Here is a 25,885-nt window from a genome sequence, read left to right as displayed (position 1 = left end):
TTCAAACCTTTAAAAATCTAAGTCGGCGTAAACCGGTGCTGGCGTAATACCGGGGAAATGGTCCATCAGGAGCGGACGGAAGCTTGGCCGTGACTTGAGCCGGACATACCATTCCTTGGCCAGGGGGTGATCTGACCACGGCACATCACCAGAATAATCAATCAGCGAGATATGAGCTCCGGCAGCAAGGTCGGCCAGCGTCAGCGTATCGCCCGCAAGCCAACTACGTCGGTCAGTCAGCCAAGCAATATACTCTAAATGAGCGTGAATATTCTCGCGTCCAGCGCGCATGGACCGGGAATCCGGCGCATCTCCACGGGTCACCCTTTTGGTGAGTTTCTCCCCAGCGAGAAACTGTGTGACCTCAGTGTTAAATTTGACTTCAAACCACTCGACAAGACGGCGCGTTTCGGCCCGGCCCTTTGCGTTTGCGCCCAACAGAGGTATTTCAGGGTACACATCTTCAAGGTATTCGGCGATCACACGGCCTCCAGCTAACACAAGGCCGTCATCTTCAACCAATATCGGAACTTCGCCAGCAGGATTAAGAACCAGAAGTTCGTCTCGTCGCATCCAATAGAGTTCTTCCTGATGATCAACGTCGAGGTGCTTTTCATTCAGCGCCATACGGATAAGGCGAGATGAGGTGCAAAGAGGATGATGATACAGAACGCGCATGGGGATTGTTTAGGCGATTCCTAACCGCTCGGCTAGCTCTAGAACTTTACTCTGAAATGATATCCGCATGTGTCACTTTAAGGTCTAGCGCAGCGGCCAGCAGGGCCTGTGTATAAAGCTGCTGGGGGGAGTCAAAAATGTCAACTGCCGCTCCGCTCTCAACGACCCGCCCCGCCTTCATGACCAGTATTTGATCAGACAAGGCCCGCACAACTCTAAGGTCGTGACTGATAAATATATAAGCGAGACCATGCCGATCTTGAAGATCGTGAAGCAGATCAACCATTTGGGCTTGTACTGACACATCAAGAGCACTTGTCGGTTCATCGAGAATCAGGAGACGCGGCTGCAACACCAACGCCCGCGCCAGCGCAACGCGCTGTCTTTGCCCACCCGAGAACTCATGGGGGTAACGATCGAGACTGCCGGGGTCGAGGCCAACTTCGACAAGCGCTTGGGCAACCCTGTCCCGGCGCGCGGTGCGGTCGGGCTCCATATTGTGGACAACCAAGCCTTCTTCAATGATTTGACCGATTGATAACCTGGGACTCAAAGAGCCGTAAGGATCCTGAAACACGATCTGCATTTGCCGGCGCAGGGGTCGAACATCCTTCCGACCAAGGTCATCAATCCGATGACCTTCGAACTTTATTTCCCCGGCACTCTCAATGAGTCTGAGTAGAGCAAGGCCAAGTGTTGTCTTACCTGATCCGCTTTCTCCGACCACACCCAGCGTTTGACCCCGGGCTAATGAAAACGTAATTCCATCAACCGCTTTGACATGCCCGACCGTGCGGCGGATGACGCCTTTTTTGATGGGAAACCAGACCTTGAGATCTGTTGCGGAAATCACGTCTTCTGACGGGCCGTCTTTTTGCGGTGCTCCCATGCGCGGCTGCGAGGCGAGAAGTTTTTGCGTGTATGGATGCGTGGCATTTTCAAAAATGGATGCGACGCTACCTTGCTCGACAATCTCCCCGTCCTTCATCACACACACCCGGTCCGCAATGCGGCGCACAATCGAGAGATCGTGAGTAATAAATAACACAGCCATGCCAAGACGAGACTGAAGGTTCTCAAGCAGTTCAAGAATCTGAGCCTGAATGGTAACGTCCAGAGCCGTTGTTGGCTCGTCGGCGATCAGGATGTCGGGCTCTAAAGCCAGCGCCATGGCGATCATCACCCGCTGCCGCTGCCCGCCGGACAATTCATGCGGTAGGGCAGTCAATCGGTCTGCAGCATCTGACAACCCAACCATTTCAAGCAGCTCTAGAACGCGGGTGCGGATTGCTCCCGGTGCCATCCCCTTATGGATTTGCAGAACTTCTCCGACTTGTTTTTCAATGGAGTGAAGCGGGTTCAAAGAGCTCATAGGCTCTTGGAAGATCATCCCGACCGTATTGCCGCGGATGGTACGCAGTTTATTCTCTGGCGCACCAATCACAGACAAGCCCGAGACGTCTATGCGACCAGCTGGATAATGGGCAGACGGAGGAAGAAGCTGGAGTGTCGAAAGCGCGGTCACAGACTTACCGGACCCACTTTCCCCCACCAAAGCCAACGTTTCACCGCGATGAAGCGTGAATGAGACACCTTTCACCGCCTGCACGGCACTGTCGCCATGACCAAAGGTGACGTGCAGATCATCAACAGTTAAAACGGCGGATTGTTGGCTTTGCGATATGCCAGAGTTAAGCGGGGCGGTCACGACACGCCTCGCCGCGGATCAAACGCATCACGCACGGCTTCGCCTATAAAGACGAGCAAGGTCAGCATGCCAGCAAGCGTGAAGAAGGCGGTTAAGCCCAGCCAGGGGGCTTGCAGGTTTTCTTTGCCCTGACGCAGAACTTCGCCAAGAGACGCAGAGCCAGGAGGTAAACCAAGTCCCAGAAAGTCCAACGACGTTAGGGCAATTACAGACCCAGACAAAACAAACGGCAGGAATGTTACTGTCGCCACCATGGCGTTCGGCAAGACGTGCTTCACCATGATTTTGGCATCCCCCATGCCCAGGGCTTTGGCCGCACGGACATAATCAAAATTCCGCGCCCGCAGAAACTCCGCTCTGACCACGGCAACCAAAGCCGTCCAGCTGAACAGGAGAAGAATGATGAGAAGGGTCCAAAACCCCGGAACAACGAAAGACGACACAATAATCAGAATAAAGAGCTGCGGCAGGCCATTCCAAATTTCGATGACGCGCTGGAAAACAAGATCCAGCCAACCGCCAAAATAGCCCTGAACCGCGCCAGCCGCGACGCCAATCACAGACGAAATAAGCGTTAAGGTAAGCCCGAAGAACAAGGACAGGCGGAAGCCATACAGAACACGGGCGAAAACATCTCGGCCTTGGCCGTCTGTGCCCAACCAGTTTTCAGACGTGGGAGGAGATGGGGCCGGCACAGCAAGGTTAAAATTGATGGTGTCATAACTGAATCTGACAGGCGGCCACACCGCCCAGCCACCTTCAGCAATAAGATTGACGAGATAGGGGTCGCGATAATCCGCGGATGTTTCAAAATCTCCGCCAAAATCTGTTTCTGCATAATCAAACAGAACCGGATAATACAAATCACCCTTATGAGACACTAAGATCGGCCTGTCGTTGGCGATAAACTCAGCGAACAAAGAGATAATCATCAACACCATGAGAATCCGGAACGACCCCCAACCACGACCATTGGCCTTAAAATTTTCGATTCGTCTTTGGTTGAGCGGTGAAAGCCATCGCGCTGTTGGAGAATTTGTAACGGTCATGCGGATTGCGCCTCAAAATCGATGCGCGGATCAATCGCGTGATAGGTGAGGTCGCTGATCAAATTCAGGACAAGACCGATTAAACTGAAAACGTACAACGTCCCAAAAACAACTGGATAATCGCGATTGATGATGGCTTCAAAACCAAGCAGCCCCAAACCGTCCAAAGAGAAAATCACTTCAATTAAGACCGAACCGGTAAACAGCATACCCACCAAAGTCGCCGGAAAACCGGCAATCACAATCAACATCGCATTGCGGAAAATATGGCCGTAAAGAATGCCGTTGGGTGACAAACCCTTGGCCCTGGCGGTCAAAACATACTGCTTGTTGATTTCTTCAAGAAATGAGTTTTTCGTCAGCATGGTGAGGGATGCGAAGCCGCCAACAACCATAGCTGTGACCGGCAAGACAAGGTGCCACATATAATCCAGCACCTTGCCAACGGTGCTGAGCTCTTCCCAATTCTCAGAGGTCAGGCCGCGCAACGGAAACCACGCCCAATACTGACCGCCTGCGAACAGGACGATTAAAAGAATGGCAAACAAGAATGACGGCATCGCATAGCCAATAAAAACCGCATAGGACGTGACCGCATCAAACCGGCTGCCGTCTCGCACAGCCTTGGCAATACCCAACGGAATGGACACGAGATAGATGATCAGCGTCGACCACAGACCAAGCGAGATAGACACAGGCAATTTATCGATGATCAGGGTGCTGACCCGTTCAGACCGAAAGTAACTCTCTCCGAGATCGAACGTCGCATAGTTGCCAAGCATGAGGATAAACCGCTCAAGGGGCGGTTTATCGAAGCCGAATTGGCGCTCTATTTGTGCTACTAGGTCGGGCGACAATCCTTGGGCACCTCGATAATTACTGCTTGTCGAAACAGAATCACCTGCAACGCCAGACACCCTGGCTGTAGCACCCACATCAAGACCCTGAAGTTGGGCAAGAACCTGCTCGACCGGGCCGCCGGGTGCAAATTGCACAATTGCAAAATTAAGCGCGATAATTCCAAATAATGTCAACGGAATCAGAGCCAAACGGCGAATGATATAAGCGGTCATTTAGAGTAAATCAGCCTAAAGTTTATTTCTTATTCCGCCGCCGCAAATTGCTCCAAAGTAATAATAGAACACCGGAAACAGCAATTATAATAATCCATATCGTGTTGTTTTTGGACGCCTGATCATTATCTGCATCAGCATTCTCAGCCTCTTGAGGCTCGGGTGCATTGATGATTGTGTCAGCTATATTGGCTTGTTTATCCGCGTCAAACCACCATGTTGAAATCGCAACGCCACGAAGTGGCACAACTTCGGTGTGAGAAAATTTATTCCAATAGGCAACTCGAATATCCGGAGAATGCCAGTTCGGAATGACGTAATGCCCCCATTGAAGAACGCGGTCCAACGCCCGTGTGTGTGCTACGAGGTCTTCTCGACTATTGGCCATAATGAGTTGCTCAATCAACGCATCCACCACCGGATCTTTGATGCCCGCGAAGTTTCGCGACCCTTCTTGATCAGCCGCAGCAGAACTCCAGTATTCTCTTTGCTCGTTCCCCGGTGAGAGAGTTTGCCCCCAAGGAAAAACTATCATGTCAAAGTCAAAAGACTGGATGCGATTCACCCATTGAGATGTATCAACAGTGCGCATAGTTGCCTTGATGCCTAAGCGCTCAAGGTTTTGAAGCATCGGAGCGACAATACGCTCAAACGTTGGCGATCTCAAAAGAACCTCAAACTCGAAAACCTCACCCGCTTGATTGGCGAGCCCGTTATCCGTTTGAGTCCATCCAGCTTCTTTAAGCAAAGCACGGGCCAAAAGCAGATTCTCACGAATATTTCCGCTGCCATCAGTAGTTGGGGGGGAGTACTCCTCAGAAAAAACTTCTTCAGGAAGATCGTTCCGATAAGGCTCAAGAATCTCAAGTTCCCGGCCTTCCGGCAAGCCGGTCGCAGCTAACTCTGAGCTTTGGTAGTAACTGCGTGTACGAGCGTATTGCCCGTAAAAAATAGTTTTGTTTGTCCATGGAAAATCAAAAACATAAGCAAGAGCTTTGCGTACGTTCTTGTCTGCAAACATTGGCCTTCGGGTATTGTAGACAAAGCCTTGCATTCCAGACGGTGTTCGATCAGCAAAGGACTCTTTTACAATTTGGCCAAGTTCGAGAGCGTCACCATCATATCCTATGGCCCAATTGCGAGCGGAGTTCTCGTATCTGAGATCATATTCGCGTGCCAGAAACGCCTGAAAGCCAACAGTCTCATCACGATAGTAATCGAATCGAATGGTATCGAAATTATGCCGGCCAATGTTGACGGGCAGGTTAGCCCCCCAATAATTGTCAACACGCTCGTATTCAATGAAACGGCCCTGCTCATAAGATTTAATGCGATACGGCCCACTGCCTAAAGGTGCTGATAAAGAGTCATTCGCGAAATCTTTATCAGACCAATAAGCCCGAGAAAGAATCGGCATCTCTCCAAGAATCAATGGCAACTCGTTGTTGCCAGCCACTTTAAAAGAGAAGGTGACTTCTCGCTCGCCTGTTTCTTCAACCGCCTCAACATCACCGAAATACGCCCGATAGAGAGGCTCTCCCTCAGCAACGAGAATATCGAAAGAGAAAATAACGTCATCAACAGTGATTTGAGTTCCGTCTTGAAAACGCGCTTCCGGTCTTAACTTAAACTTTACATAAGACCTGTCCTCAGGCACCTCAATGGTCTCGGCGACTAGACCATACATTGTAAACGGCTCGTCGAGACTACCGATCATGAGGCTTTCAAAGGTGACCGGAACAACAGATGGTAAATAGTCGTGCTGATGTAAACGGTACAGACCTGCCGCCGACGTTCCTTTAAGAATAAAAGGGTTGAGTGTATCGAAAGTGGGTGCAGGAGCATCAAGTACGATTGCCCCACCTTTAGGCGCATCAGGGTTTACGTAATCAAAATGCGGAAAATTTTCGCTATATTTTGGTTCACCGTGAATAGCAAAACCGTGCACCGGCTTATTGTACTCTGCGTTTGCTGTTCCTGATGTCAAAACACAACTGAGAGAAAGACAGACCCCTAATAGATATACCCAACTGCAAATAGAGTATTTCACCTTACACAAACTCCTTAGATAAAATCTCAACGGCAGCATCATGGATGCGCTGATCACCAGAGGCCAGTACTTGTCGACCTTCTGTGCCTGTTAAGGCTTTGCCCTGCCAATCCGTCATGACGCCACCTGCACTTTCTATGATCGGCACCATTGCGCCAAATTCGTAAACGCTCAGTTTTTCGCAGGCCATATCGGTCCAACCGCTGGCGACCATACCGTAATGATAACAATCCGTGCCACCAAACCGGCGCAGTTTTACAGCGTTTGTTAAGTTCTCAACACTTTGCAATTCGTCGGCAGAAAAAAAATCAGGCGCCGTAATATAAACGGAGGCATGGTCCAGCGCGGAACATGCACGGACTCGGGCCGGCGATTTGTTTAGCGTGGTTGACTGCCCCGCGCCGCCGACCCAACGATCCTGCAAAATTGGTTGATCAACCAACCCAAGCCACGGAGACCCATTGCGTAACAGCCCCACAATTGTAGTGAAGAGAGGCACGCCATTGATGAAAGAAATCGTGCCGTCGATGGGGTCTAAAGCCCAGACAAACTCTGCGTCAGCGTTTTCAGTGCCGTACTCTTCACCAATAATTCCATGTTCCGGAAAGGTGGTGTTAATTAGCGCACGCATCGCTGCTTCCGCTTCACGATCAGCGCGGGTGACAGGACTTTCGTCGGATTTATCTTCGATTGTTAAAGATGTGCGGAAATACGGGCGCGTTATATTTGCCGCAGTATCGGCAAGCTTATGAGCAAGATCGATATAGATTTGCGCCTGGGCGGACCCCGACATATCGGATGCTGTTACGGTGTCTCTGCAGCGTCTTCAACCGCATCGGTGGTTTCACCGACAGAGTCGGTGGCGTCGTCAACAGCCTCACCTGCGTCGTCGACAGCCTCACCCATATCATCACTCATGGCTTCTGCGGTTTCTTCAATTGCAGGCTCAACAGGGTCCAGCACCACTTCTGGCGGATTCTCTGTGTACTCCATCAGGAAAGCAATCACGTCGGCGCGATCCTCGGGCTTACGCAAACCTGCGAAGGACATCGTTCCTTTAGGCGCCACAGCTTTTGGATTTTCCAGATACGCGTTGAGCATGTCATAGGTCCAGACCTCAACATTTTCCTTTAAGGAGTCTGAAAGCTCAAAACCACCGTGATCGCGAGTCGCAATATTTGCACCGACGATACTGTATAGGTTTGGTCCTGTGCCGTTGCGGTCGCCAGCTTCATAGGTATGTCAGGACTGGCACTTGCGGAAAACCTTGGCCCCGTCATCTACACTGGCCGAGGCTAGCATCGGCTTGATATCAACCAGCATCTCAACTTCTGGCTCACCACCACTGCCCGCGCCAAACCCTTCTGGCACTTCGATCTCATATCCAAAGGTTGAAACCGATTCATCGTCAGGCACCAGAAAGTGACTGGCTTCATTAACGCCAACGGTAAGCCAGATGGCAGCGAAGCCCGCCATCATAGCAGAGTTAGACTTAAACTTGTCGGGTGAAGGTTTTTCGGCCATTTTCTGGTCCCCAGTGGGTAACTTTTGCATTGACTTAAAGGGTTCAGCGCTGAATCTCAACAGCTATCCTTTATTTGAACCTATTATCCCGTTCTAGGAAAAAAAGTGAAGCCTTTCCGTACCTTGGGAGCAATTTGATGCTCGTGACGGTCAACCGAGAATAAGAGTGATTGCGACATGACGATAGACAATGCCTTGGTGATCATTCCCGCTCGATTGGCGTCAACACGCTTACCGAACAAACCCCTCGCCCTTATTGGCAGAGATCCCATGATCGTGCATGTCTGGAGACGCGCAGTAGAAGCCAATATTGGCCCTGTGATCGTTGCTTGCGGTGATGCTGAGATCAGCGAAGCCATAGAAAACGCCGGCGGCATTGCCGTTATGACCGATCCGAACCTACCAAGCGGATCCGATCGAGTTTGGGCGGCAGCCCAAAGCTTCGATGCAGATGCGACCTACTCGCATATTGTGAATGTGCAGGGCGACTTGCCAACTTTAGAACCGCGCCTGATCGCCGCAGCGCAATCCGCCCTCGTCACCGGAAAGGCGGATATTGGGACATTGGTCGCAGAGATGACCGATACTGATGAAATAAATGACCCCAACACGGTGAAAGCCGCTGTGACCTTTCCGCCAGGGCAAACAACCGCCAGCGCATTATATTTCAGCCGTAACCCGGTGCCATGGGGAGAGGGACCGTTTTATCATCACATTGGGCTATACGCCTACACACGTGACGCGTTACAGCGATTCGTCACGCTAGACCCAAGCCCCTTGGAAAAACGTGAACGCCTAGAGCAATTGCGCGCCCTTGAGAACGGAATGCGAATTGCGGCTGGCCTCGTTGACACTGTTCCCTTCGGCGTCGATACTGCCGCCGACCTCGAACGTGCCAGAGACCTTCTGGCTCATTAAATTTTGGTCGCAAAAGCGTTTCTCATGACAACATCCCCTGATCTCACCCGAACCGATCCATCGCAAACCATCGCGTTCCAAGGTGCCCTAGGCGCGAATTCGCACATGGCCTGCCAAGCTGTGTATCCAAACATGACGCCTCTGGCCTGCGCGTCTTTCGAAGACGCCTTTGCAGCTGTCAATGACGGTGCAGCGAAATACGCCATGATTCCAGTCGAGAACTCGGTCATGGGCCGTGTTGCTGACATTCACCACATCTTGCCGCAATCCGGCTTACAGATCGTTGCAGAGCATTTCCAACGCATTAAACATTGTCTGCTGGCGGTCAAAGGCGCGACGCTAGAGGGACTCAAGACCATCGAGAGCCAACTTCCAGCACTGTCCCAATGTCGTGATTTTATTCGTGCCCATGGCTTAGAACAGGTCACAGCGGGAGATACCGCAGGCGCAGCTCGTGATGTCGCCAAACGGGGCGACCCGACCGTTGGGGCGATCGCATCTTCGTTGGCGGCAGAAATTTATGGTCTCGAAATTCTGGCGGAAAACATCGAAGACGCGGAACACAATACGACGCGCTTCATTATAATGGCGCGGGACTCTGATATTCCGCCGCTGTCGGATGAAACCGTGGTGACCTCTTTTGTGTTCAAGGTGCGCAATGTACCGGCCGCCCTTTACAAGGCGCTCGGCGGATTTGCCACCAATGGGGTCAACATGACCAAGTTAGAGAGCTATCTGGTTGATGGTCATTTTACAGCGGCGCAGTTTTATGCGGATGTTGAAGGCCACCCCGACAGCCGGAATTTCAAGCTGGCGATGGAAGACTTGGCCTTCTATTCAAAAGAAGTAACCCTTCTTGGCACTTACCCCGCGCACCCTTATCGCCAAGAGTCTGCCCCCGCCGAAGAGGACTGAGGGCAACTAAGCGTGATGCGCCGGCGCTTGGCCGCGCCAAGTATCAATGAGGAACCGGGCGATGGAATGACGGTTGGGCAGCTTGGGGCCATCCGTTTCATCCCCCATTTCACCATACTGGGCCAGGTCGCTCCGGGTGACCCACCGGATATCGTCCAACTCATCATCATCCGGGTTGAAATCTGTGGTCAGCGCTTTGGCTGAAAACCCAAGCATCAGCGACGACGGAAACGGCCAGGGCTGAGACGCATGGTAGGTGGCGTCCGTCACCTGAATTCCGGTTTCTTCTTTGACCTCACGTATCACACATTCCTCCAGAGATTCTCCAGGCTCCACAAAACCCGCAACGACAGAATACATGCCCTCAGGCCATTTGCTTTGGCGACCGAGCAGACATCGTTCTCCATCCGGATGCTCCACCAGCACAATCACTGCGGCATCCGTCCTTGGAAAGGCGCGGTAGCCACAGCTTTCATCAGAACAACGGCGGATGTGCCCGCCGTCGCAGGATACGGTGGGGGCACCACAGCGACCACAATGCAAATGATTAAGATGCCACAAGGCCATGCCACGGGCATACGCCATAAGGGCCGCCTGATCTGACTCAAGGGCACCAACACGGGGGTGCAGTGGCTCTAGGATACCTAGATTTGTCAAAGACGGTGGTGCTTCATCAGATTGAATCACCACAGCAAACCACGGTGAGTCTTGCGCAGAACCGAGAAATATCCAGTCTGCCTGGTCCCAATCAGCCCGGTCAAAGAGATCGAAGTGCTCGGACGTTACCGCAACCGCACCTTGCCCCTGCTCATCGAACAAGTGATTGCCGTTCCAGATTGGCAAAACGCGGGTGTTCGGGTTCAGACGCAGTTTTTCAACATCAGAGTCTGTCGACCGGAGTGCTGACGCCCGGTCCAGGGCAACACCGGTGTAAGTCAGTCGCCAAACTGAAGAATTGCGTGTCATGAGATTTCTAAACCTAACACTCAGTGTCCACGGTGATACGGGTGGCCCGTCAAAATACAATGGGCACGGAAGATCTGCTCGCTGACGAGAACGCGCATCAACATATGCGGCCAGGTAACCGCGCCAAAGGATAAAACAAGATCTGCCTTTTGGATAACCCGCGCCTCTAAGCCATCGGTCCCACCAATCACAATAGCAACATCGCGTTCCCCCCCATCACGCCATTGGCCAAATCTTTGCGCCAACTTCTCGCTGGTCAGCGTTTTTCCCCGGCTATCGAGACAGATCACTTTGGCGCTTTGCGGCAAAACAGACAGGATACCGTCTGCCTCTTGTTTGGCTTGCGCAATAGCATCGCCCTTGCCCCGCGCTTCAATCTCATGGGTCGTTACAGTCCATGGCGTCTTAGAGACATAGGAGTCAAAAAGCTGTTTTTCTGGTCCGGCACGCATGCGGCCCACCGCAACTATGGCGATATTCATCTTGGTTCACCTTGGCCATCTGCCAATATTGATCCGGCGCGTGACCACTAGACCAAGTCGGCACCTCCGCAGTTTAGGCAGATACCAATTCTGGCACGTCAGGCTCAGACGTATGCGCCCATATCTTTTCGATATTGTAGAAAGCGCGCACCTCGGGTCTGAACAAATGGACGATAATATCACCGGCATCTATCAGAACCCAATCGCACTGGCCCTTGCCTTCTGTTTTAGGCTGTATGCCAACAGATTTGAGCGTCTCGACGACATGCTCAGACATGGCGTTAACCAATCTGGTCGAGCCACCCGATGCTATTATCATTCTGTCGGCGATGGATGTTTTACCAACAAGGTCGATCTCGACAATGTCTAGGGCTTTATCATCCTCAAGGGACGCAACGATATTTTCGACCGTTTTCTCCAGGCCGACCAGAGTACGTGGTGAGTGAATGATCAACTCCCCCTAAAGGCTAGATGCAAGACTGATATTAAAGCTGTTTACCCGCATCACCAAGCCGTATTGCTGTTGACGATGCACTATGCCGCCGTTGCGCCACATACACCCACGTGGAGCGGGTCTTCTGCCACAAAGCCAAGGGCCTTGAGGACCGAAGGCGGCGGTGAGCGAATCGCCGCGCTGCCTGACCAGACAACGCATCATAAGAATACGGCGAACGGTCAAAAACTGCAACGTGAACCATTTGAAAGATTTTTGACCATCGCACCCAGCGCGGAATCTGAACCATATTGTCAGCTCCCATCAGCCAGACGAAGTCGGTTTTAGGAAAACGCTGGCGCAGGAGCGTAAGCGTCTGCCAGGTCAGATTGACACCTAGATGCTGCTCAATACTCGTAACCTGAATCCAGGGCGCTCCGGCAACCGCTCGGGCTTGAGACAAACGTTTTTCCAGCGCCGCCATGCCTTTTGAAGATTTCAGAGGGTTCTGCGGACTCACCAACCACCAGACCTGATCTAGGCCCAGGCGGCGGCGTGCTTCAGCACTAATGTGCAGATGACCGGCATGGGCGGGGTTAAAAGACCCCCCAAGCAAGCCAACGCGCATACGCCGACGATCGCCCCATGGGGAGGGTGAAAACATCAGCTTAGGTGTTCTTAAGACCGGGTCGTGCCATCGCCACGCACTTTATATTTAAAGGTTGTGAGCTGCTCGACGCCGACCGGTCCGCGGGCATGAAGCTTGCCGGTAGCAATACCAATTTCGGCCCCCATGCCAAACTCGCCGCCATCGGCGAATTGTGTTGAGGCGTTGTGCATCACAATCGCGCTGGACAGGCTGTTCATGAACTCTTCGGCAGCGGCGAGGTCTTCCGTGATAATCGCCTCGGTGTGCTCTGAACCATGTTCATTGATGTGCGCAATCGCTTCGTCAATGTCTGCCACAACCCGCACGGATACGATGGCATCCAGATACTCCGTATCCCAATCCTCATCGGCTGCTGCAATGACTTTCTTATTCAAAGCCTGCACGGATTCATCGCCGCGAATTTCACAGCCCGCCTCTAACAGATCCTCCAAAATAGGTGGCAAGAGTGTTGCCGCCACGGCTTTATCGATCAACAAGGTTTCCATAGCGCCGCAAATGCCCGTACGGCGCATCTTCGCGTTGAGGACCACGCGACGCGCCTTTTCTCCGTCAGCGGCTTTGTGAATGTAAGTGTGACAGAGACCAACCAAGTGCTGGAATGTCGGGACTTTGCTCTCGCGCATGACGCGCTCGGTCAAAGACTGGCCGCCGCGCGGCACAATGACGTCAATATAATCTGTCATGGTCAGCATCTTGCCGACCGCAGCGCGGTCCGTGGTGGGCACCATCTGGATGGCGGCGGCAGGAAGACCCGCCTCTTCCAGGCCCTTGTGCAAACACGCCAAGATCGCACTTGAACTGTGATAGCTCTCAGATCCACCACGAAGAATACAAGCGTTGCCAGCTTTCAGGCACAAAGCGCCAGCATCAGCGGTGACGTTGGGACGGGATTCATAAATGACGCCGATCACACCCAAAGGCATCCGCACACGTTCTATCTTTAATCCCGTGGGACGATCCCAGGCGGCAATCACTTCGCCCACAGGGTCTTTCAGTTTTGCAATATCTTCCAAGCCAGCAGCTATGGCTTCGACACGGCTCTCGGTCAGTTCAAGGCGATCCATCAAGGCTGAGGTCAGATCTTTTTTGCGACCGGCGTCCATATCAATTTTATTAGCGGCTAACAGATCTGTCTTGTTTTCGCGCAGGGCTTTTGCGGCCGCTAGGAGGGCCGCATTTTTCTTCTCGGACAGTGTTTTGGCCAACACACGGGAGGCAGCAACAGCCGCCCGGCCAACCCCCTCCATTACTTCTTCAATATTCATGTCTGGTTCAGTTGCTTTTCCGCTTCCGTCCATGACCTTGTCTCCTGTTTAGATTAGAGCCAAGTCTTGGCTCATCAGCTTACCTTAGATTTAGCAATCCATCACGAGATCGTCGCGATGCACCACTTCCGACCGGCCTTTGTAGCCAAGAATCTGCTCAAGCTCGTCTGACCGATGCCCTTTGATACGGCTGACATCCTCCACCCCAAAAGCGGTTAATCCCTTTGCAAGCACAGCGCCCTCCTGGTTGACAATCGTCACCGCATCACCGCGATCAAACGCACCTGTGACCTCAATCACGCCCGCAGGCAGAAGACTTTTACCGGCCTTTAAAGCCGCAACGGCGCCTGCATCTATCACCAGCTTACCTGTGGGATTAAGGGTTCCGGCGATCCACTGCTTCCGTGCGGTGCGCGGCTCTGCCGCACTGACAAACCAGGTGCATTTCGCGCCGCGTTCTAATTCGGTCAGGGGATTGAATACCGTGCCGCGAGCGATGGCCATATGACACCCGGCGCCCATGCAGATCTCAGCCGCTGCGAGCTTCGTCACCATCCCGCCCGTGCCATAACCAGGCTTGGCGGTCCCCGCCATAAGGCGGGTCGCTGCATCTATCGTGGTGATGACAGGCAGATGCTGTGCAGCGGCATCTGTGTTGGGATCCGCCGTATACAAGCCATCCACATCTGACAGCAGAATACAGGCATCCGCACCGATCATGGCCGCAACACGCGCCGCCAAACGATCGTTGTCGCCAAACCGAATTTCCTGAGTCGCCACGGTATCATTTTCGTTGATCACGGGAATTGCACCGAGACTCAACAGTGTGTCTAAGGTGGTGCGCGCATTGAGAAACCGGCGGCGGTCTTCAGTATCATCAATCGTCAACAGCACCTGCGACACGATAAGGTTATAGCGCGTAAAAGACTCTTGATAAGCCTGCATCAGCCGCACCTGACCGGTGGCAGCAGCGGCCTGTTTTTCCTCAAGACGGAGCGTACGGCGGCCCAAATTGAGCGGCCCCCGACCGATGGCAATCGCTCCCGATGTGACCACTACAACCTGTTGTCCACGCGCGCGCATGGCCACAATGTCATCACAGACCGCATCTAGCCATGGACGATGCAGCGTGCCTGTCGCATCATTCACCAGCAAGGCTGAACCAATTTTGATGACAACCCGATGAGATTTGGTGAGATCAGGCGTTTGTGGTGAAGCTGCGTTTACGGAGACCATGCGACCTCGCCTTCCTCCTCCGGGTCGCCCTCTGATGTGGTTCTTCTCGCGGGAATAGTTTCAAACAGAGCGCGCAGAATTTCTATGCGGCCTTGGCCCGAGATCCCGGACAATTCAAATACATGACCAATACCCTCGGCTTTAAGGTCTGCCTTTTTCTCTGCGATCTGTTCTTCGGATAGGGAATCACATTTGTTGAGCGCAACCAGTTCCGTTTTATCATCGAGACCCGCGCCATAGGCTGCAAGCTCGGTACGCACGGTGCGATAAGACGCAACTACATCAGCCTCAGTTCCATCAATAAGATGGAGCAAGGCACGACAGCGTTCGATATGACCGAGAAACCGCGTGCCTAAACCAGACCCCTCATGCGCCCCTTCGATCAAGCCGGGAATATCTGCCAACACCATCTCGCGCCCATCCAGGTAAGCAACCCCCAAGTTGGGGTGCAACGTGGTGAAGGGATAATCCGCAATCTTGGGCCGCGCACTTGTCACGATAGACAGAAAAGTCGACTTGCCCGCGTTCGGTAGTCCGACCAGGCCAACGTCTGCGATCAGTTTAAGGCGCAACCAGACCCAGCGCTCTTCGCCGGGATGACCAGGGTTGGCACGGCGCGGCGCTTGGTTGGTCGAGCTTTTAAAGCGGGCATTGCCCCAGCCGCCGTTGCCGCCGCCAAGCAGCACCAGCTCTTGGTCAGGAGAGGCCATATCCGCCAGAACCGTCTCGCGGTCTTCGGCCAAAATCTCCGTTCCCACAGGCACAGCAATGCGCAAGTCGTCGCCGCCGCGCCCATAGCAATCCCGGCCTTGCCCGTCTTGCCCGACAGGAGCCTTGAAGTGCTGGCGGTAGCGAAAATCGATCAGCGTGTTGAGATTAGGGTCTGTGTAAAAAACGATGTCGCCACCCCGCCCGCCGTCGCCGCCACTCGGGCCACCGTGCTCAATATATTTCTCCCGCCGGAACGCAATACAGCCGTTACCGCCTTTGCCGCTTTTGAGGAAAATTTTAGCTTGGTCGAGAAACTTCATGGTGTGAGTGCCGAGCTGTCATCGCAGTGAACAAAAGAAAAAGGGGAATGGACGTCCATTCCCCTCGCATAACTTTGTTTGGTGACGGAACGCCTCAGAGGGAAACGTTAGCTCGCCGGGTCCACAGACACAAAAGTGCGGCCTTTAAAGCCTTTGCGGAAACTGACCTTACCTTCGGTCAACGCGAAAATGGTATAGTCACGACCCAAGCCAACGTTCTCACCCGGGTGCCACTTGGTGCCGCACTGACGAACGATGATGTTACCGGGAATAACTTTCTCACCACCGAACTTTTTAACGCCAAGGCGCTGGCCTGCTGAATCGCGACCGTTACGGGAACTACCACCAGATTTTTTATGTGCCATGGAAGCGGCCTCCTACTTGTCTGCGTCGGCCGCAGGGGCCTCGGCTGACTCTTCTGTTTTCGCAGCAGCCTTTTTGGCTGGTGTTTTTTTCTTTTCTGCATCACCAATATCAGTGATTTTCACAATGGTCAGATCCTGACGATGACCAGCTGTGCGCTTGTAATCCTTGCGGCGCTTTTTCTTGAACACGATGATTTTGTCGCCACGGGCTTGCTCAACAATCTCACCCTGAACGGCTGCGCCAGCAACGAGGGGCGTCCCCGTTTTGTCGCCAACCATCAGAACCTGGTCGAACGTGACTTTTTCGCCAGCGTCGCCCTTGAGGCGCTCAATGGTGATCACATCATCCTTTGCGACGCGGTACTGTTTCCCGCCTGTCTTGATGACTGCGTGCATAACTCAACCTTCCGAAAAACGAAAACGGCGAGCCAAAGCCCGCGCGATTGGGCGGGAATATACTCACCACCCCCGCAGAGTCAACGCCTTTGGCGCCTGGGGCGGTCTTTTTATCACAGAATTTCAGGCTTTTTCAGGGGTTTAAAGGGGGATGCGCGCCACTCCCATGAAGGTCACGAGCGGGATGAGAAATCATTCTCTAGCAGATTGCAGGTCTGACAACCTTCCTGTAGGGTCCGCCCGCTTTTCGACCTTGAGAGTCGCAGTTCACAGCGGCTGATGAACACTGCGGAGAGGTGCCAGAGTGGTCGAATGGGGCGGTCTCGAAAACCGTTGTGCGCTTGCGTACCGTGGGTTCGAATCCCACCCTCTCCGCCATTTTCAGTGTGCACAAGTATTCTTCGACGGGGGTAATTGTCCGGTCGTGAGACAAAACCCTTTGATCGCACTAACTGTTTTTGCAGGCTCGATCTGGTAGTGCCGAGTAAGTTAAGGCGTATCCAAAAAAGTCTCGGACCAATCTTCCCGTTGCGACCAGTCAGAAGTCACGAACTCTTCATCAATCATCGTGCGCATTATAATACGCCCATCATGAACATATTGAGCGGCACGGGCGCGATAACGACCACAGTCACTCAATTGTACAAGCTCATAACAAATGCTGCCCTTGGCCAGTTGGGGAGTAGCAGAATGAACCGACATATAAAGCAAACAGGTTTGACCGTTAGGGTCTGTCTTATTATCAGCCGCCCATCCAGAAATATCGCGCTCGCTGCCAAATCGAAGCCGTTGGCCATCAAACCAACCCGTTGACTCTATAACTTGGCCTTTACCATCTGCGAAACGGTAGATGTTTGTTTGATGATACATCTCTTGGCTCGGCACATCCGTGCGAAAACGCATCACAACACGGGATTTAAACTCAGTCATTAGCCTACCGTCTGAGCCATAGCGTCGGTAATCCCCCTCCCAAACTCCCTCATTGCGAGCCAGGACGGGCAGTTTGATTTTTAGGTCTGCAACAGTGTTACTCATCGATCAACTCTATGTCATGAAAAGACGTGTAGCCAAAAGGCGCTCTATATTTGGCTACGCGGCGGCCAACAGCATCAAAACGCGCCCGCTCGTGCAGATACAATCCAATGGGCTCATCGTATGTGATACGTAATAATTCCTGCACCAGACTACGCCTTGTGTCTCGGTCAAATTCACCCAGGGCCCGTTCGATAATATCAGTCTGCTGAGGGTCACAAACCCAAGGCTTAAGCCACAAACAGGAATGGAATTGAAAACCGATCATTGGATCTAACGCCGGCAATGAGCCGTAATTCATTCCGAAGGCTTCGCCGGTCCACGTTCCCTGATACAGACCTTGTATATAACGGCTGAAAGTCATGGTATTGATGTTCATCTCTACCCCAACCTTGGCCAAATCAGCGGCAACCTGCTGCCACACCAAAGCGTCTGTGGGCTGAGGTGTCACAACGTCTGCTGTAAATGAAAACCCGTCCGGGAAGCCAGCCTCTGCAAGTAGCATACGAGCCCGATCTGGATCAAAACGGTAACCTTCAAGATCGTTATTATACCCAAAAGTCAGACGAGACGCCGCCTGAGTTGCAGGTTCAGTTTCCCCTGCAAAGATGACATCTGCAATCAGCTTACGATTGACCGCATAAGTCATGGCTTGACGAACACGGGGATCAGAAAACACTGTGTCTTTGACGAGGATATAGGACAAGCCCATAACTCCGCCCTGGAGATGAGAGACCACGCGACCTCCAGCAGCTTCCACAAACGAGATGTCCTCTGGTCCCATGAATAATGCAATATCAATTGCATCTGTTTGCAAAGCCGCCAAGCGAGACGACGGCTCAGGTACGACTAAAATGTCTAAGGATGGAGTTGGCCCAGGTCGCCATGCGTGTGTGTTTGCGCTTAGTTCTATGCTTTGCGCGGACCAGTCCTTCACCAAATAGGGTCCAGTTCCGATTGGCAGACGGGCGAACTCTTCGGCCCCAATTGAACGCCAATAGTCGGGCTCAACCATTAACAGCGCGGCAAAGCGTGCAGGTAACATTAGATCAGGCGATCTTGTGCGCACCCGCAACAATGTTGGCGATATTGCTTCTACTGCGCTAATCTTATTGACCTCTCGGATCATCGACCACTTGGCAGCTTCAGGTGTTGAAAGAATTTCAAACACCTGCACCACGGTATCGGCTGTAAATGGTTTTCCGTTAGCGAAGCGCACACCTTGGCGTAACTTAAATTCCCAGGTAAGAGCATCTATAGCTTCCCAGGATGTTGCCAAGGATGGTCGCAATTCACCGCTCTCGTGAAGCTCTGCCAACCCGTCAAACATCGACATATAGATATCGACACCGGGGATGCTACCTGTAGTAAACGGATTGCCAAGCCCGGGCGGCAGCGCAGGCACAGCAAGCTTCAAGCCGCTTTGGGCCGCACCCTTATTGATTACTGTTGCACAGCTTACAAAAAGTGCCAGCGTAAAACAGAGAAACTTGACGAGCCTCATAAACGACCGTCGTCCCTTAGCCTTCGCATCTGTGCAAGTGTGCTATAAGGTGTTCCATCCATTCCAAACGGATCCTCCAGAAACCCGGGATGAAGTTGTCTAATTCGACTGCTCAGGTCATCAGGTAATCCATCAACATCTGCCGTCTTTAGCCCGGTTCCAGACCATAGCATATGGCCGGGCCGATCTCCCATAAACATCCATTGAATCCAAGGCACGTCGGCGACAAACGTCAATTGCGCCGGAACAAAATGATTTGACAGGTCCAGTATGTCTTTAGCTCTGGCCCGGTAAGTTGCAAGGTCAACTGACTTACGGCTCCTCCCACCCGATGAGGCATCCGGGAACTCTGTATTACGTGCAGCAGTCATGAATTCATTTCGTCGCCATTCTGTTGTCCAGAGGTCATCGCCTCCCTGTTCGAGGCCTGGGCAATGACGACTTTCCCGAAGCGGAGTTTTGCCCGTGCCATAGGGCGCGGTGCCCTCTAAGTAGAAGCGGAACGCAAACACGGGCGAGACATACCCGATCATCGGATTATCAACTCCGGTATAGGGGTTTTTGAATCGCATTCCGACGTCGCCACTTTTTAGGTCGGTAAAGTGGCATGACTCTCTTTGCCGAAACACATATCCGCCATCGTCATCTAGCTTGTAGGTCATCCAAAGCACAGACTGGAAACCGAATAGAGGTTCAATGGCCTCCTCAGTCGGACGTCCAAAAACAGTGCCCCCGAACCATAACCAGCAGCCTCCATCTTCCCGCCCTCGTAGGCGGACCATGGCCCTTAGGGAGTCTGCAGGGTTATTTATATCAAGGTGTGTCATTGGCTCAGTCTTTATCATGTGATTGGGCTCATTCCTGACGGGTATTATAAATTTCCTGGATTTAACGCCAATTCAGGATGGAGATTTAAAACAGCGAATGCTGAGCGCGAATTTGCAAACCAAATTGCAAACGAACTCTTGGATCTCTAAAGCGAGTGTCTTTGGCCGATTTGAATATAATGGCCATGACGCCTGGAACAGCAGCCTGCGTGACGATGCCATTCACGGAGCAATTTTGCACCATGTCAGGAGCGACGCCCCTAAAAAAACCTAAGAGTTGCCTGGGCGAACCTGAATGACGCGACCGTCTGCGCTGTCGGTTAACAGGTAGAGATACCCATCCGGCCCGGTGCGCACTTCGCGGAAGCGCTCTTGAACCTCCGCAAACAGCGTTTCCTGATCCCGCACTTCACCGTTTTCCATGTCCAAGCGCCGTACCGTCATGTTTGCCAAGGCCGCTATAAATATATCGCCTTGCCACGCTGGGAACGCGTCACCGTCATAGAGTGTCATGCCGCCCGGAGCGATGGAGGGCACCCAATACTCTACTGGCATTTCCATGCCTGGAAGTTCCTGATACGGAGAGATGCGCGCACCGGAATAATCCAACCCATAAGTTGCGGCCGGCCAGCCATAATTTTTACCCGGGTCAATGAGGTTCAACTCATCGCCGCCCATGGGGCCGTGTTCATGCAGGTAAACCCGACCTGAAACCGGGTCGACCAACAAGCCTTGCTGATTGCGGTGTCCGTAGCTCCAAATCTCCGGGCGTGCACCCGCTGTGCCCAGGAAAGGATTGTCGTCAGGAATGGTGCCATCAGCATTGATCCGCAGCAGCTTGCCGAAATGATTGTCCAGCACCTGCGCCCGCTCGCGGTGAATGAAGTCATCACCGGATGTGATCAAGAGTGTGCCGTCCGGCAAAAAGGCGAGGCGCGCGCCATAGTGTACGGGAGTCTCTTTCATCGGTTCCGAGCCAAACACGACCTCGAGATTAGAAAGCGCACCATTCTCATACTGTGCGCGGGCGACACGCAGTTGGTTGGACCCCGTATCGCCATGGGCATAAGACAGGTACACCAACTTGTTTTGGACAAAGTCAGGGTGGAGACGGATGTCCATCAGCCCCCCTTGGCCCGCAGCAAGAATGTCAGGCAGGCCACTCACGGGATCAGGCAGCAGATCTCCGCCACGAATAATCCGCAACCGTCCCTCCCGCTCGGTCACCAAAATGTCGCCATCAGGAAGGAAAGCCAGGCTCCAGGGAAAGGCAAGACCTTCAGCCACGGTGTGCAGCGTGTAGTCGGCGGCACGGCTCGTGGCCAGAGAAACGCTGAGCCCAGCAGAACACATCACGGCAAACACAACCGCTTTCAGGGAGACTCGAATCATCATGTTGTTTCCTGCGTTGAATAGGTTGCGAAGACCCAACCACCAACGGCACCGGCGGCGGCCTGGGTGATCAAACCCATAGGGGTTTGGGCGAAGGCGAACATAGAGGCGCCAAAGACAAAATAGGACGATCCTAAGAATGTCAGAATCGCTGCGGCCCCGGCCACGGTGTAAATGACGGTGCGAAACCGGGGCATAAAATACGACAACGCCGCGGCGACAAGGAAAGCGATAAACAGGCCGGTCGCGATGACCATGCCGTAGGAAAATCCGAAGGCCGGGCTTGGCACAAAGCCAAAGTTAACAACGTCATACCAGGTGGTGGCGAGCCGGTCAGACAAAGGAATATCGACACCGATGCCAGTTAAAGCAGCGAGGACAAATTGCGTCCCGATGAGGCAAGCGACAACCGTCGCCAAAACAACAGCGGCAAAGAACGCGATAATATGTCGAAGAATGCGTTGAAAAGTCATAATTGGACTCCTTAAGACCTTATTTCCAGCCTTTCAATGGTGAGGGGCTGGGGAGGGCGAGCTGGATCAGGACATGTAATGACTCACGCTGACGCATTCCTATTATATAGTGAGGCAAGACGGAAGCAGGGAGGAACAGCTATGGATTTCGCGATTTCGAGAAGAACCGCTGCGGGCCTTTTGACCGGTGCGGCAACTGGCGGCGGCTTGATCCAGTCGGCTCCTGCCGAAACGCACCACAGCATCCCGAACGAAATCACCCAATGGACACAAGACGACAAAGTCATGGCATTGGCCAAGCAACAGGGGCGGACTGACGAGGGGCGTGTCATCTGGCGCTTCCAGGGGGTCATCAACGGGTTTAAAGCGCCGGACTCACCGACTCCCCTCGTGCGTTACAGCGGTTGCGAACAACAGTGGTGGGAGCCGCAGGGTGACGGAACGTTCGTTCGGTATTCGTCGCTGCTCACGTATTTCCGCGATCTCGAGAGCGGCAAGATCATTCGATCATTCACCAACCCCATGACGGATGTGACCGTCGACATCAAGGAGAACTGGAGCCGCCAACCAGAAGGCCAGGAAGTCTCCAAGCGTGGGATCGTCAACCCGCTCCTTGATAAGGCATTTCCCGATTTCTATGCGACGAGTTCGGTCGACGACTTCAGGATCCGGCTGATCGATGGCACCGTTTCGTTCTGGGAAACGGTGCAGACGCCTCAGGAGTTGGCGCGTGGTCCGTACAGCCAGGACAAATCCTTCTATGCGTCGTTCGATGAAATCGCCAATCCGAACATCACGTCGGCAAGAACGCGCGGCGGTGCCTATATCTTGATGCCGTCGTTCGCCAACATCGGCATGATCGACCCAAGCCAGGGCCAGGTGCTCTGGCATGTTGAGTTCTACAAGGTCGACAGCCTGGACGATGTTGAGAGCGACTATCTGGATGCCGCCTACGCCGACTATGGCGACGACTTCGAGACCAATCCGAAGTTCGACGAGGCCCCCTCGAAACTCGGGGCGCGGCTCAAGGAAATGGGATATCTCTAGGCGACGAGCGAAGAACACCAGCACCTGAGCGAAATCAGCAAAACGACAGGAAAGTGGTCTGTCGCTGAAATAGTGCCACTGTCAGCGAAATAAGGGCCAGGAGCAAACAACCTGATTGAATACAGCACGAGACGTGGAACTAAATGTTCTTCTTTCTCCGCGGTTTGGAGAAACTAATTTCACCAAACGCATTTTTATTGGTGAGCCCCCTTTTATGAGCAACGCAAGCCCTTGCTGTTTGCGCTCTTTAGGATTAATCCGCCGCTAATTCTCTAAGTTGCTTTCCTCCAAACCATTCAGAGCGACATGTCCCAGCTCGGGATTTGTAACCGCTGATCATTGAGATCCGGACACTACAGTTATGAAGTACATTTACGCCCTTCGCTTGCTCCTTGTTTCTATGCCGATGTTTATACAATCAGCGCAAGCGACTGATGGTTATTTTATGCATGGTAATGGTGGCAAAGCGAAAGGCATGGCCGGTGTCGCGATTGCCTTCCCGCAGGACGCCATGTCGGTCGTTGCAAATCCCGCCACCGCGTCCGCAGTGGGGCATAATCTAGATATCGGTTTGGATCTATTTGTCCCACGTCGTAGCGCAGAGATTTTAGGAAATGCGTTCAGTGCAGATGAAAAATACAGCGGCAATGGGACCAGCGCCTTCATTTTACCTGAGTTCGGTTATGTACGACCCTTGTCCGATAAATTTGCCTTCGCGTTCACAGTGAACGCGAACGGGGGCATTAACACGAACTACAAGGTCAATCCGTTTGGTCGTTTCGGGGCAACAGGCCCCGCAGAGATGGACCTTAAACAGGCTTTCATTACGCCAACGCTCTCCATGAAAGTTGCACCGAATCATAGTGTTGGCATCTCAATTATTGGGCTGGCTCAAGTTTTTAAAGTTAAGGGCATTACGCCCTTTTCAGGGGCATCATCCAACCCTGTCAAATTCACGAATAACGGGGCAGCATGGTCGACAGGAGCAGGAATGCGCGTTGGCTGGCTGGGACAAATTACGGATCATTTAAAACTAGGTGCCTTTTATCAGTCGAAGGTGTGGGCTACTAAATTTGACAGCTATGCTGGGCTATTCGCAGGGCAAGGCTCCTTTGACGTTCCAGCATCTTGGGGTGGCGGAGTCTCATACGAGATACAGGACGGCCTTAGCGTCGCCTTCGATGTGAAAAGAATCGAATATTCTGGCGTGCCGTCCGTGGGCACACCGCTGACGCCTTTGTTTAGTGGGGTTCCCTTCGGCGCGGACAACGGGCCAGGCTTTGGCTGGCGAGATATTACCGTATTCAAGTCCGGAATTTCCTATGCCTTGAACGAGTCACTCACGTTGCGTGCTGGCTATGGGCGGTCTGGTCAGCCTATTCCGCGTGCGCAAACTTTCTTGAACACAGTTGCGCCAGGTGTTGTGCAAGATCACTTCACTATTGGTGGAACTTGGGGCCTGCGCTCTAACATGGATATCAGCACTCATGTTTTATATGCCCCCAAAGTCACAGTCCGCGGTCAGGGTTCCATTCCTCCCGGCCTGCCATCGCAAGGGGGTTTCGGGGGGGGAGAGGTTAACCTCAGTTTAGCTGAATTCTCTGGTGGCGTGTCGTTTACATACCACTACTAAAGTCGAGAGGTGTTCAGCAGCCTTCAGAATTTGATGATCCAGTTACCCTTAATCCGGATATTTGAAGGGTCTGTTTCTTGCGAACCAAATTGCAAACGAACTACGCATAACGTGACAGCACGAAACGACATGAATCGAGATGATTGCATCAAAAAAGCTAGACAGAACGGTATGTCACTGGACTAACGAGCACGGACTGGCACAGCAAACAACAAACTCGAAAACCGTTGTGCGCTTGCGTACCGTGGGTTCGAATTCTACCCCATCCGCCATTTCATAATGCCTGCATAAGAGCGCAAAGCAACAAACGGCGCTTACTCATCGGCTTGAACCTGAATCACTGTTTCATGGCTCGACCCTTCCTATTGATGGGTGTGTGTGTCTCGTACGAATGCGTCTGGAGCGCCTCAATAATCAACATCAAATACACTAACATACTCAGCAATGCAGATCAGTGACATGCTAGCCTAGGTTTCCTAACCAGGAACCAAGATCACAGGCTTCTTGGAAACCACGTATAAGGACTACAAACATGAAATTCTGCGCCTTGACGATGGATGGTAATGACCGGTCCGTCATGACAAGCATCGAAATCGGCCTCACGCAGGTCAGTGACACGGAGTGGATCTCGGAAAAACAGGACGCAACAGCTTGGTCAATTGCGACACGCCAACCAGGAGAACCATTCGCTGGTGGACCCACCGAAATGCATTTAACCAATTTTCCAAGTCTGGTCTGCTGCATGCAAGGTCATTTGGAAGTCACCGGACAGGACGGAGAGTCTTGCCGCCTCTCCACCGGGGAAGGAATCTTCCTGGATGGGCGCGCGCTGCACCACTCCACGTTTGGCCCTAGCCATGTGCCCGTCACGTACCTCACCATGACATTCCCAGGCACTCAAGATCACGCGTTCAAATAAGAGTTAAGTGTTTTGGCTGGCGGGCCCTCATCTTGGTTCGAGATTTTCTTGTGGGGGCTCTCCCCTTGGTTCGAGATTTTCTTGTGGGGGCTCTCATCTTGGTTCGAGATTTTCTTGTTGGGGCTCTCCCCCTTGGTTCGAGATTTTCTTGTTGGGGCTCTCCCCCTTGGTTCGAGATTTTCTTGTTGGGGCTCTCCCCCTTGGTTCGAGCCCATGCACGACTGGTTCCGCTCAAACGAGGCCATGCACGTATGATCGATGGAACGAGCCCATGGAACCTCTCCGGCGCACCCCCTTGG

26 protein-coding genes, 1 tRNA gene and 1 pseudogene are annotated in these 25,885 nt (G+C 52.8%); 6 read left to right on the top strand and 22 right to left on the bottom strand.

Annotation, left to right across the window (positions count from 1 at the left end):
• Nucleotides 1-9: 9 nt before the first annotated feature.
• From RIC29_05240 to RIC29_05205, 8 genes are all read right to left on the bottom strand, one after another.
• Nucleotides 10-678: a glutathione S-transferase family protein gene (locus RIC29_05240; protein MEQ8734306.1), complete on the bottom strand. Its 669-nt coding sequence runs from the start codon at nucleotides 676-678 to the stop codon at nucleotides 10-12.
• Nucleotides 679-724: 46 nt separating this feature from the next.
• Nucleotides 725-2,386 (bottom strand): ABC transporter ATP-binding protein, encoded by a 1,662-nt coding sequence (locus tag RIC29_05235; GenBank protein MEQ8734305.1) that lies wholly within the window; start codon nucleotides 2,384-2,386, stop codon nucleotides 725-727.
• Nucleotides 2,383-3,435: an ABC transporter permease gene (locus RIC29_05230; protein ID MEQ8734304.1), complete on the bottom strand. Its 1,053-nt coding sequence runs from the start codon at nucleotides 3,433-3,435 to the stop codon at nucleotides 2,383-2,385. Before RIC29_05230 ends, RIC29_05235 begins: the two co-directional genes overlap by 4 nt.
• Entirely contained in the window at nucleotides 3,432-4,508 is a 1,077-nt protein-coding gene (locus RIC29_05225) for a microcin C ABC transporter permease YejB (protein MEQ8734303.1), read from the bottom strand. The genes RIC29_05230 and RIC29_05225 overlap by 4 nt, the downstream gene beginning before the upstream one ends.
• Before the next feature lie 22 nt (nucleotides 4,509-4,530).
• Complete coding sequence (locus RIC29_05220; protein ID MEQ8734302.1) at nucleotides 4,531-6,558, bottom strand: extracellular solute-binding protein; 2,028 nt, start codon at nucleotides 6,556-6,558, stop codon at nucleotides 4,531-4,533.
• Between the two features lies 1 nt (nucleotide 6,559).
• Nucleotides 6,560-7,351: a histidinol-phosphatase gene (gene hisN / locus RIC29_05215; GenBank protein MEQ8734301.1), complete on the bottom strand. Its 792-nt coding sequence runs from the start codon at nucleotides 7,349-7,351 to the stop codon at nucleotides 6,560-6,562.
• An 11-nt stretch (nucleotides 7,352-7,362) separates the two neighbouring features.
• A complete protein-coding gene (locus tag RIC29_05210) occupies nucleotides 7,363-7,659 on the bottom strand; it encodes a hypothetical protein (protein ID MEQ8734300.1) in 297 nt (98 codons plus the stop codon).
• Nucleotides 7,660-7,800: 141 nt separating this feature from the next.
• A complete protein-coding gene (locus RIC29_05205; protein ID MEQ8734299.1) occupies nucleotides 7,801-8,082 on the bottom strand; it encodes a hypothetical protein in 282 nt (93 codons plus the stop codon).
• Between the two features lie 177 nt (nucleotides 8,083-8,259).
• Here RIC29_05205 and RIC29_05200 point away from each other — a divergent pair, with 177 nt between their 5' ends.
• Together RIC29_05200 and RIC29_05195 are read left to right on the top strand one after the other, a co-directional pair.
• Nucleotides 8,260-9,000: a 3-deoxy-manno-octulosonate cytidylyltransferase gene (locus RIC29_05200; GenBank protein MEQ8734298.1), complete on the top strand. Its 741-nt coding sequence runs from the start codon at nucleotides 8,260-8,262 to the stop codon at nucleotides 8,998-9,000.
• A 24-nt stretch (nucleotides 9,001-9,024) separates the two neighbouring features.
• A complete protein-coding gene (locus RIC29_05195) occupies nucleotides 9,025-9,915 on the top strand; it encodes a prephenate dehydratase (GenBank protein ID MEQ8734297.1) in 891 nt (296 codons plus the stop codon).
• A 6-nt stretch (nucleotides 9,916-9,921) separates the two neighbouring features.
• Here RIC29_05195 and nudC read toward each other — a convergent pair whose 3' ends face one another.
• The 9 genes and pseudogenes from nudC to rplU form a co-directional block, all read right to left on the bottom strand.
• A complete protein-coding gene (gene nudC, locus RIC29_05190; GenBank protein ID MEQ8734296.1) occupies nucleotides 9,922-10,881 on the bottom strand; it encodes an NAD(+) diphosphatase in 960 nt (319 codons plus the stop codon).
• A 20-nt stretch (nucleotides 10,882-10,901) separates the two neighbouring features.
• The gene (gene rlmH, locus RIC29_05185; protein MEQ8734295.1) at nucleotides 10,902-11,363 is read right to left on the bottom strand and encodes a 23S rRNA (pseudouridine(1915)-N(3))-methyltransferase RlmH; all 462 of its coding nucleotides are present in this window, start codon (nucleotides 11,361-11,363) and stop codon (nucleotides 10,902-10,904) included.
• Between the two features lie 73 nt (nucleotides 11,364-11,436).
• Nucleotides 11,437-11,814, bottom strand: a complete 378-nt coding sequence (gene rsfS / locus RIC29_05180; protein MEQ8734294.1) for a ribosome silencing factor — start codon at nucleotides 11,812-11,814, stop codon at nucleotides 11,437-11,439.
• 34 nt (nucleotides 11,815-11,848) lie between these two features.
• On the bottom strand, nucleotides 11,849-12,460 hold the full coding sequence (locus tag RIC29_05175; protein MEQ8734293.1) for a nicotinate-nucleotide adenylyltransferase: 612 nt from the start codon (nucleotides 12,458-12,460) through the stop codon (nucleotides 11,849-11,851).
• A 14-nt stretch (nucleotides 12,461-12,474) separates the two neighbouring features.
• Nucleotides 12,475-13,764: a glutamate-5-semialdehyde dehydrogenase gene (locus tag RIC29_05170; protein MEQ8734292.1), complete on the bottom strand. Its 1,290-nt coding sequence runs from the start codon at nucleotides 13,762-13,764 to the stop codon at nucleotides 12,475-12,477.
• A gap of 57 nt (nucleotides 13,765-13,821) precedes the next feature.
• Nucleotides 13,822-14,967 carry a glutamate 5-kinase gene (proB, locus tag RIC29_05165; GenBank protein MEQ8734291.1) on the bottom strand — a complete coding sequence of 382 codons (1,146 nt, stop codon included), beginning with the start codon at nucleotides 14,965-14,967 and terminating at the stop codon, nucleotides 13,822-13,824.
• Nucleotides 14,955-15,998 (bottom strand): GTPase ObgE, encoded by a 1,044-nt coding sequence (gene obgE / locus RIC29_05160; GenBank protein ID MEQ8734290.1) that lies wholly within the window; start codon nucleotides 15,996-15,998, stop codon nucleotides 14,955-14,957. The genes proB and obgE overlap by 13 nt, the downstream gene beginning before the upstream one ends.
• Before the next feature lie 107 nt (nucleotides 15,999-16,105).
• A complete protein-coding gene (rpmA, locus tag RIC29_05155) occupies nucleotides 16,106-16,363 on the bottom strand; it encodes a 50S ribosomal protein L27 (GenBank protein MEQ8734289.1) in 258 nt (85 codons plus the stop codon).
• Nucleotides 16,364-16,468: 105 nt separating this feature from the next.
• Nucleotides 16,469-16,759 (bottom strand): annotated as a pseudogene (rplU, locus tag RIC29_05150) (50S ribosomal protein L21).
• Nucleotides 16,760-17,049: 290 nt separating this feature from the next.
• On the opposite strand from rplU, the gene RIC29_05145 reads away from it, so the two are divergent.
• Nucleotides 17,050-17,137, top strand: a tRNA-Ser gene (locus tag RIC29_05145).
• 111 nt (nucleotides 17,138-17,248) lie between these two features.
• On the opposite strand, the gene RIC29_05140 is transcribed toward RIC29_05145, so the two are convergent.
• The 5 genes from RIC29_05140 to RIC29_05120 form a co-directional block, all read right to left on the bottom strand.
• Entirely contained in the window at nucleotides 17,249-17,794 is a 546-nt protein-coding gene (locus tag RIC29_05140) for a hypothetical protein (protein MEQ8734288.1), read from the bottom strand.
• Complete coding sequence (locus RIC29_05135; GenBank protein MEQ8734287.1) at nucleotides 17,787-19,295, bottom strand: ABC transporter substrate-binding protein; 1,509 nt, start codon at nucleotides 19,293-19,295, stop codon at nucleotides 17,787-17,789. Before RIC29_05135 ends, RIC29_05140 begins: the two co-directional genes overlap by 8 nt.
• Nucleotides 19,292-20,122, bottom strand: a complete 831-nt coding sequence (locus RIC29_05130) for a DUF1838 family protein (protein ID MEQ8734286.1) — start codon at nucleotides 20,120-20,122, stop codon at nucleotides 19,292-19,294. The genes RIC29_05135 and RIC29_05130 overlap by 4 nt, the downstream gene beginning before the upstream one ends.
• Before the next feature lie 270 nt (nucleotides 20,123-20,392).
• The gene (locus RIC29_05125; protein MEQ8734285.1) at nucleotides 20,393-21,517 is read right to left on the bottom strand and encodes a PQQ-dependent sugar dehydrogenase; all 1,125 of its coding nucleotides are present in this window, start codon (nucleotides 21,515-21,517) and stop codon (nucleotides 20,393-20,395) included.
• Entirely contained in the window at nucleotides 21,514-21,987 is a 474-nt protein-coding gene (locus tag RIC29_05120; protein ID MEQ8734284.1) for a hypothetical protein, read from the bottom strand. The genes RIC29_05125 and RIC29_05120 overlap by 4 nt, the downstream gene beginning before the upstream one ends.
• Nucleotides 21,988-22,128: 141 nt before the next feature.
• Here RIC29_05120 and RIC29_05115 point away from each other — a divergent pair, with 141 nt between their 5' ends.
• From RIC29_05115 to RIC29_05105, 3 genes are all read left to right on the top strand, one after another.
• Nucleotides 22,129-23,034 (top strand): hypothetical protein, encoded by a 906-nt coding sequence (locus tag RIC29_05115; protein ID MEQ8734283.1) that lies wholly within the window; start codon nucleotides 22,129-22,131, stop codon nucleotides 23,032-23,034.
• Between the two features lie 361 nt (nucleotides 23,035-23,395).
• A complete protein-coding gene (locus RIC29_05110) occupies nucleotides 23,396-24,667 on the top strand; it encodes an outer membrane protein transport protein (protein ID MEQ8734282.1) in 1,272 nt (423 codons plus the stop codon).
• Nucleotides 24,668-25,199: 532 nt separating this feature from the next.
• Complete coding sequence (locus RIC29_05105) at nucleotides 25,200-25,586, top strand: hypothetical protein (protein MEQ8734281.1); 387 nt, start codon at nucleotides 25,200-25,202, stop codon at nucleotides 25,584-25,586.
• Nucleotides 25,587-25,885: the final 299 nt, after the last annotated feature.

The sequence above is a fragment of the Rhodospirillaceae bacterium genome (assembly GCA_040219235.1).
GTDB lineage: Bacteria > Pseudomonadota > Alphaproteobacteria > Rhodospirillales > Rhodospirillaceae > WLXB01.
This window is presented reverse-complemented; position numbering and strand designations above follow the sequence as displayed.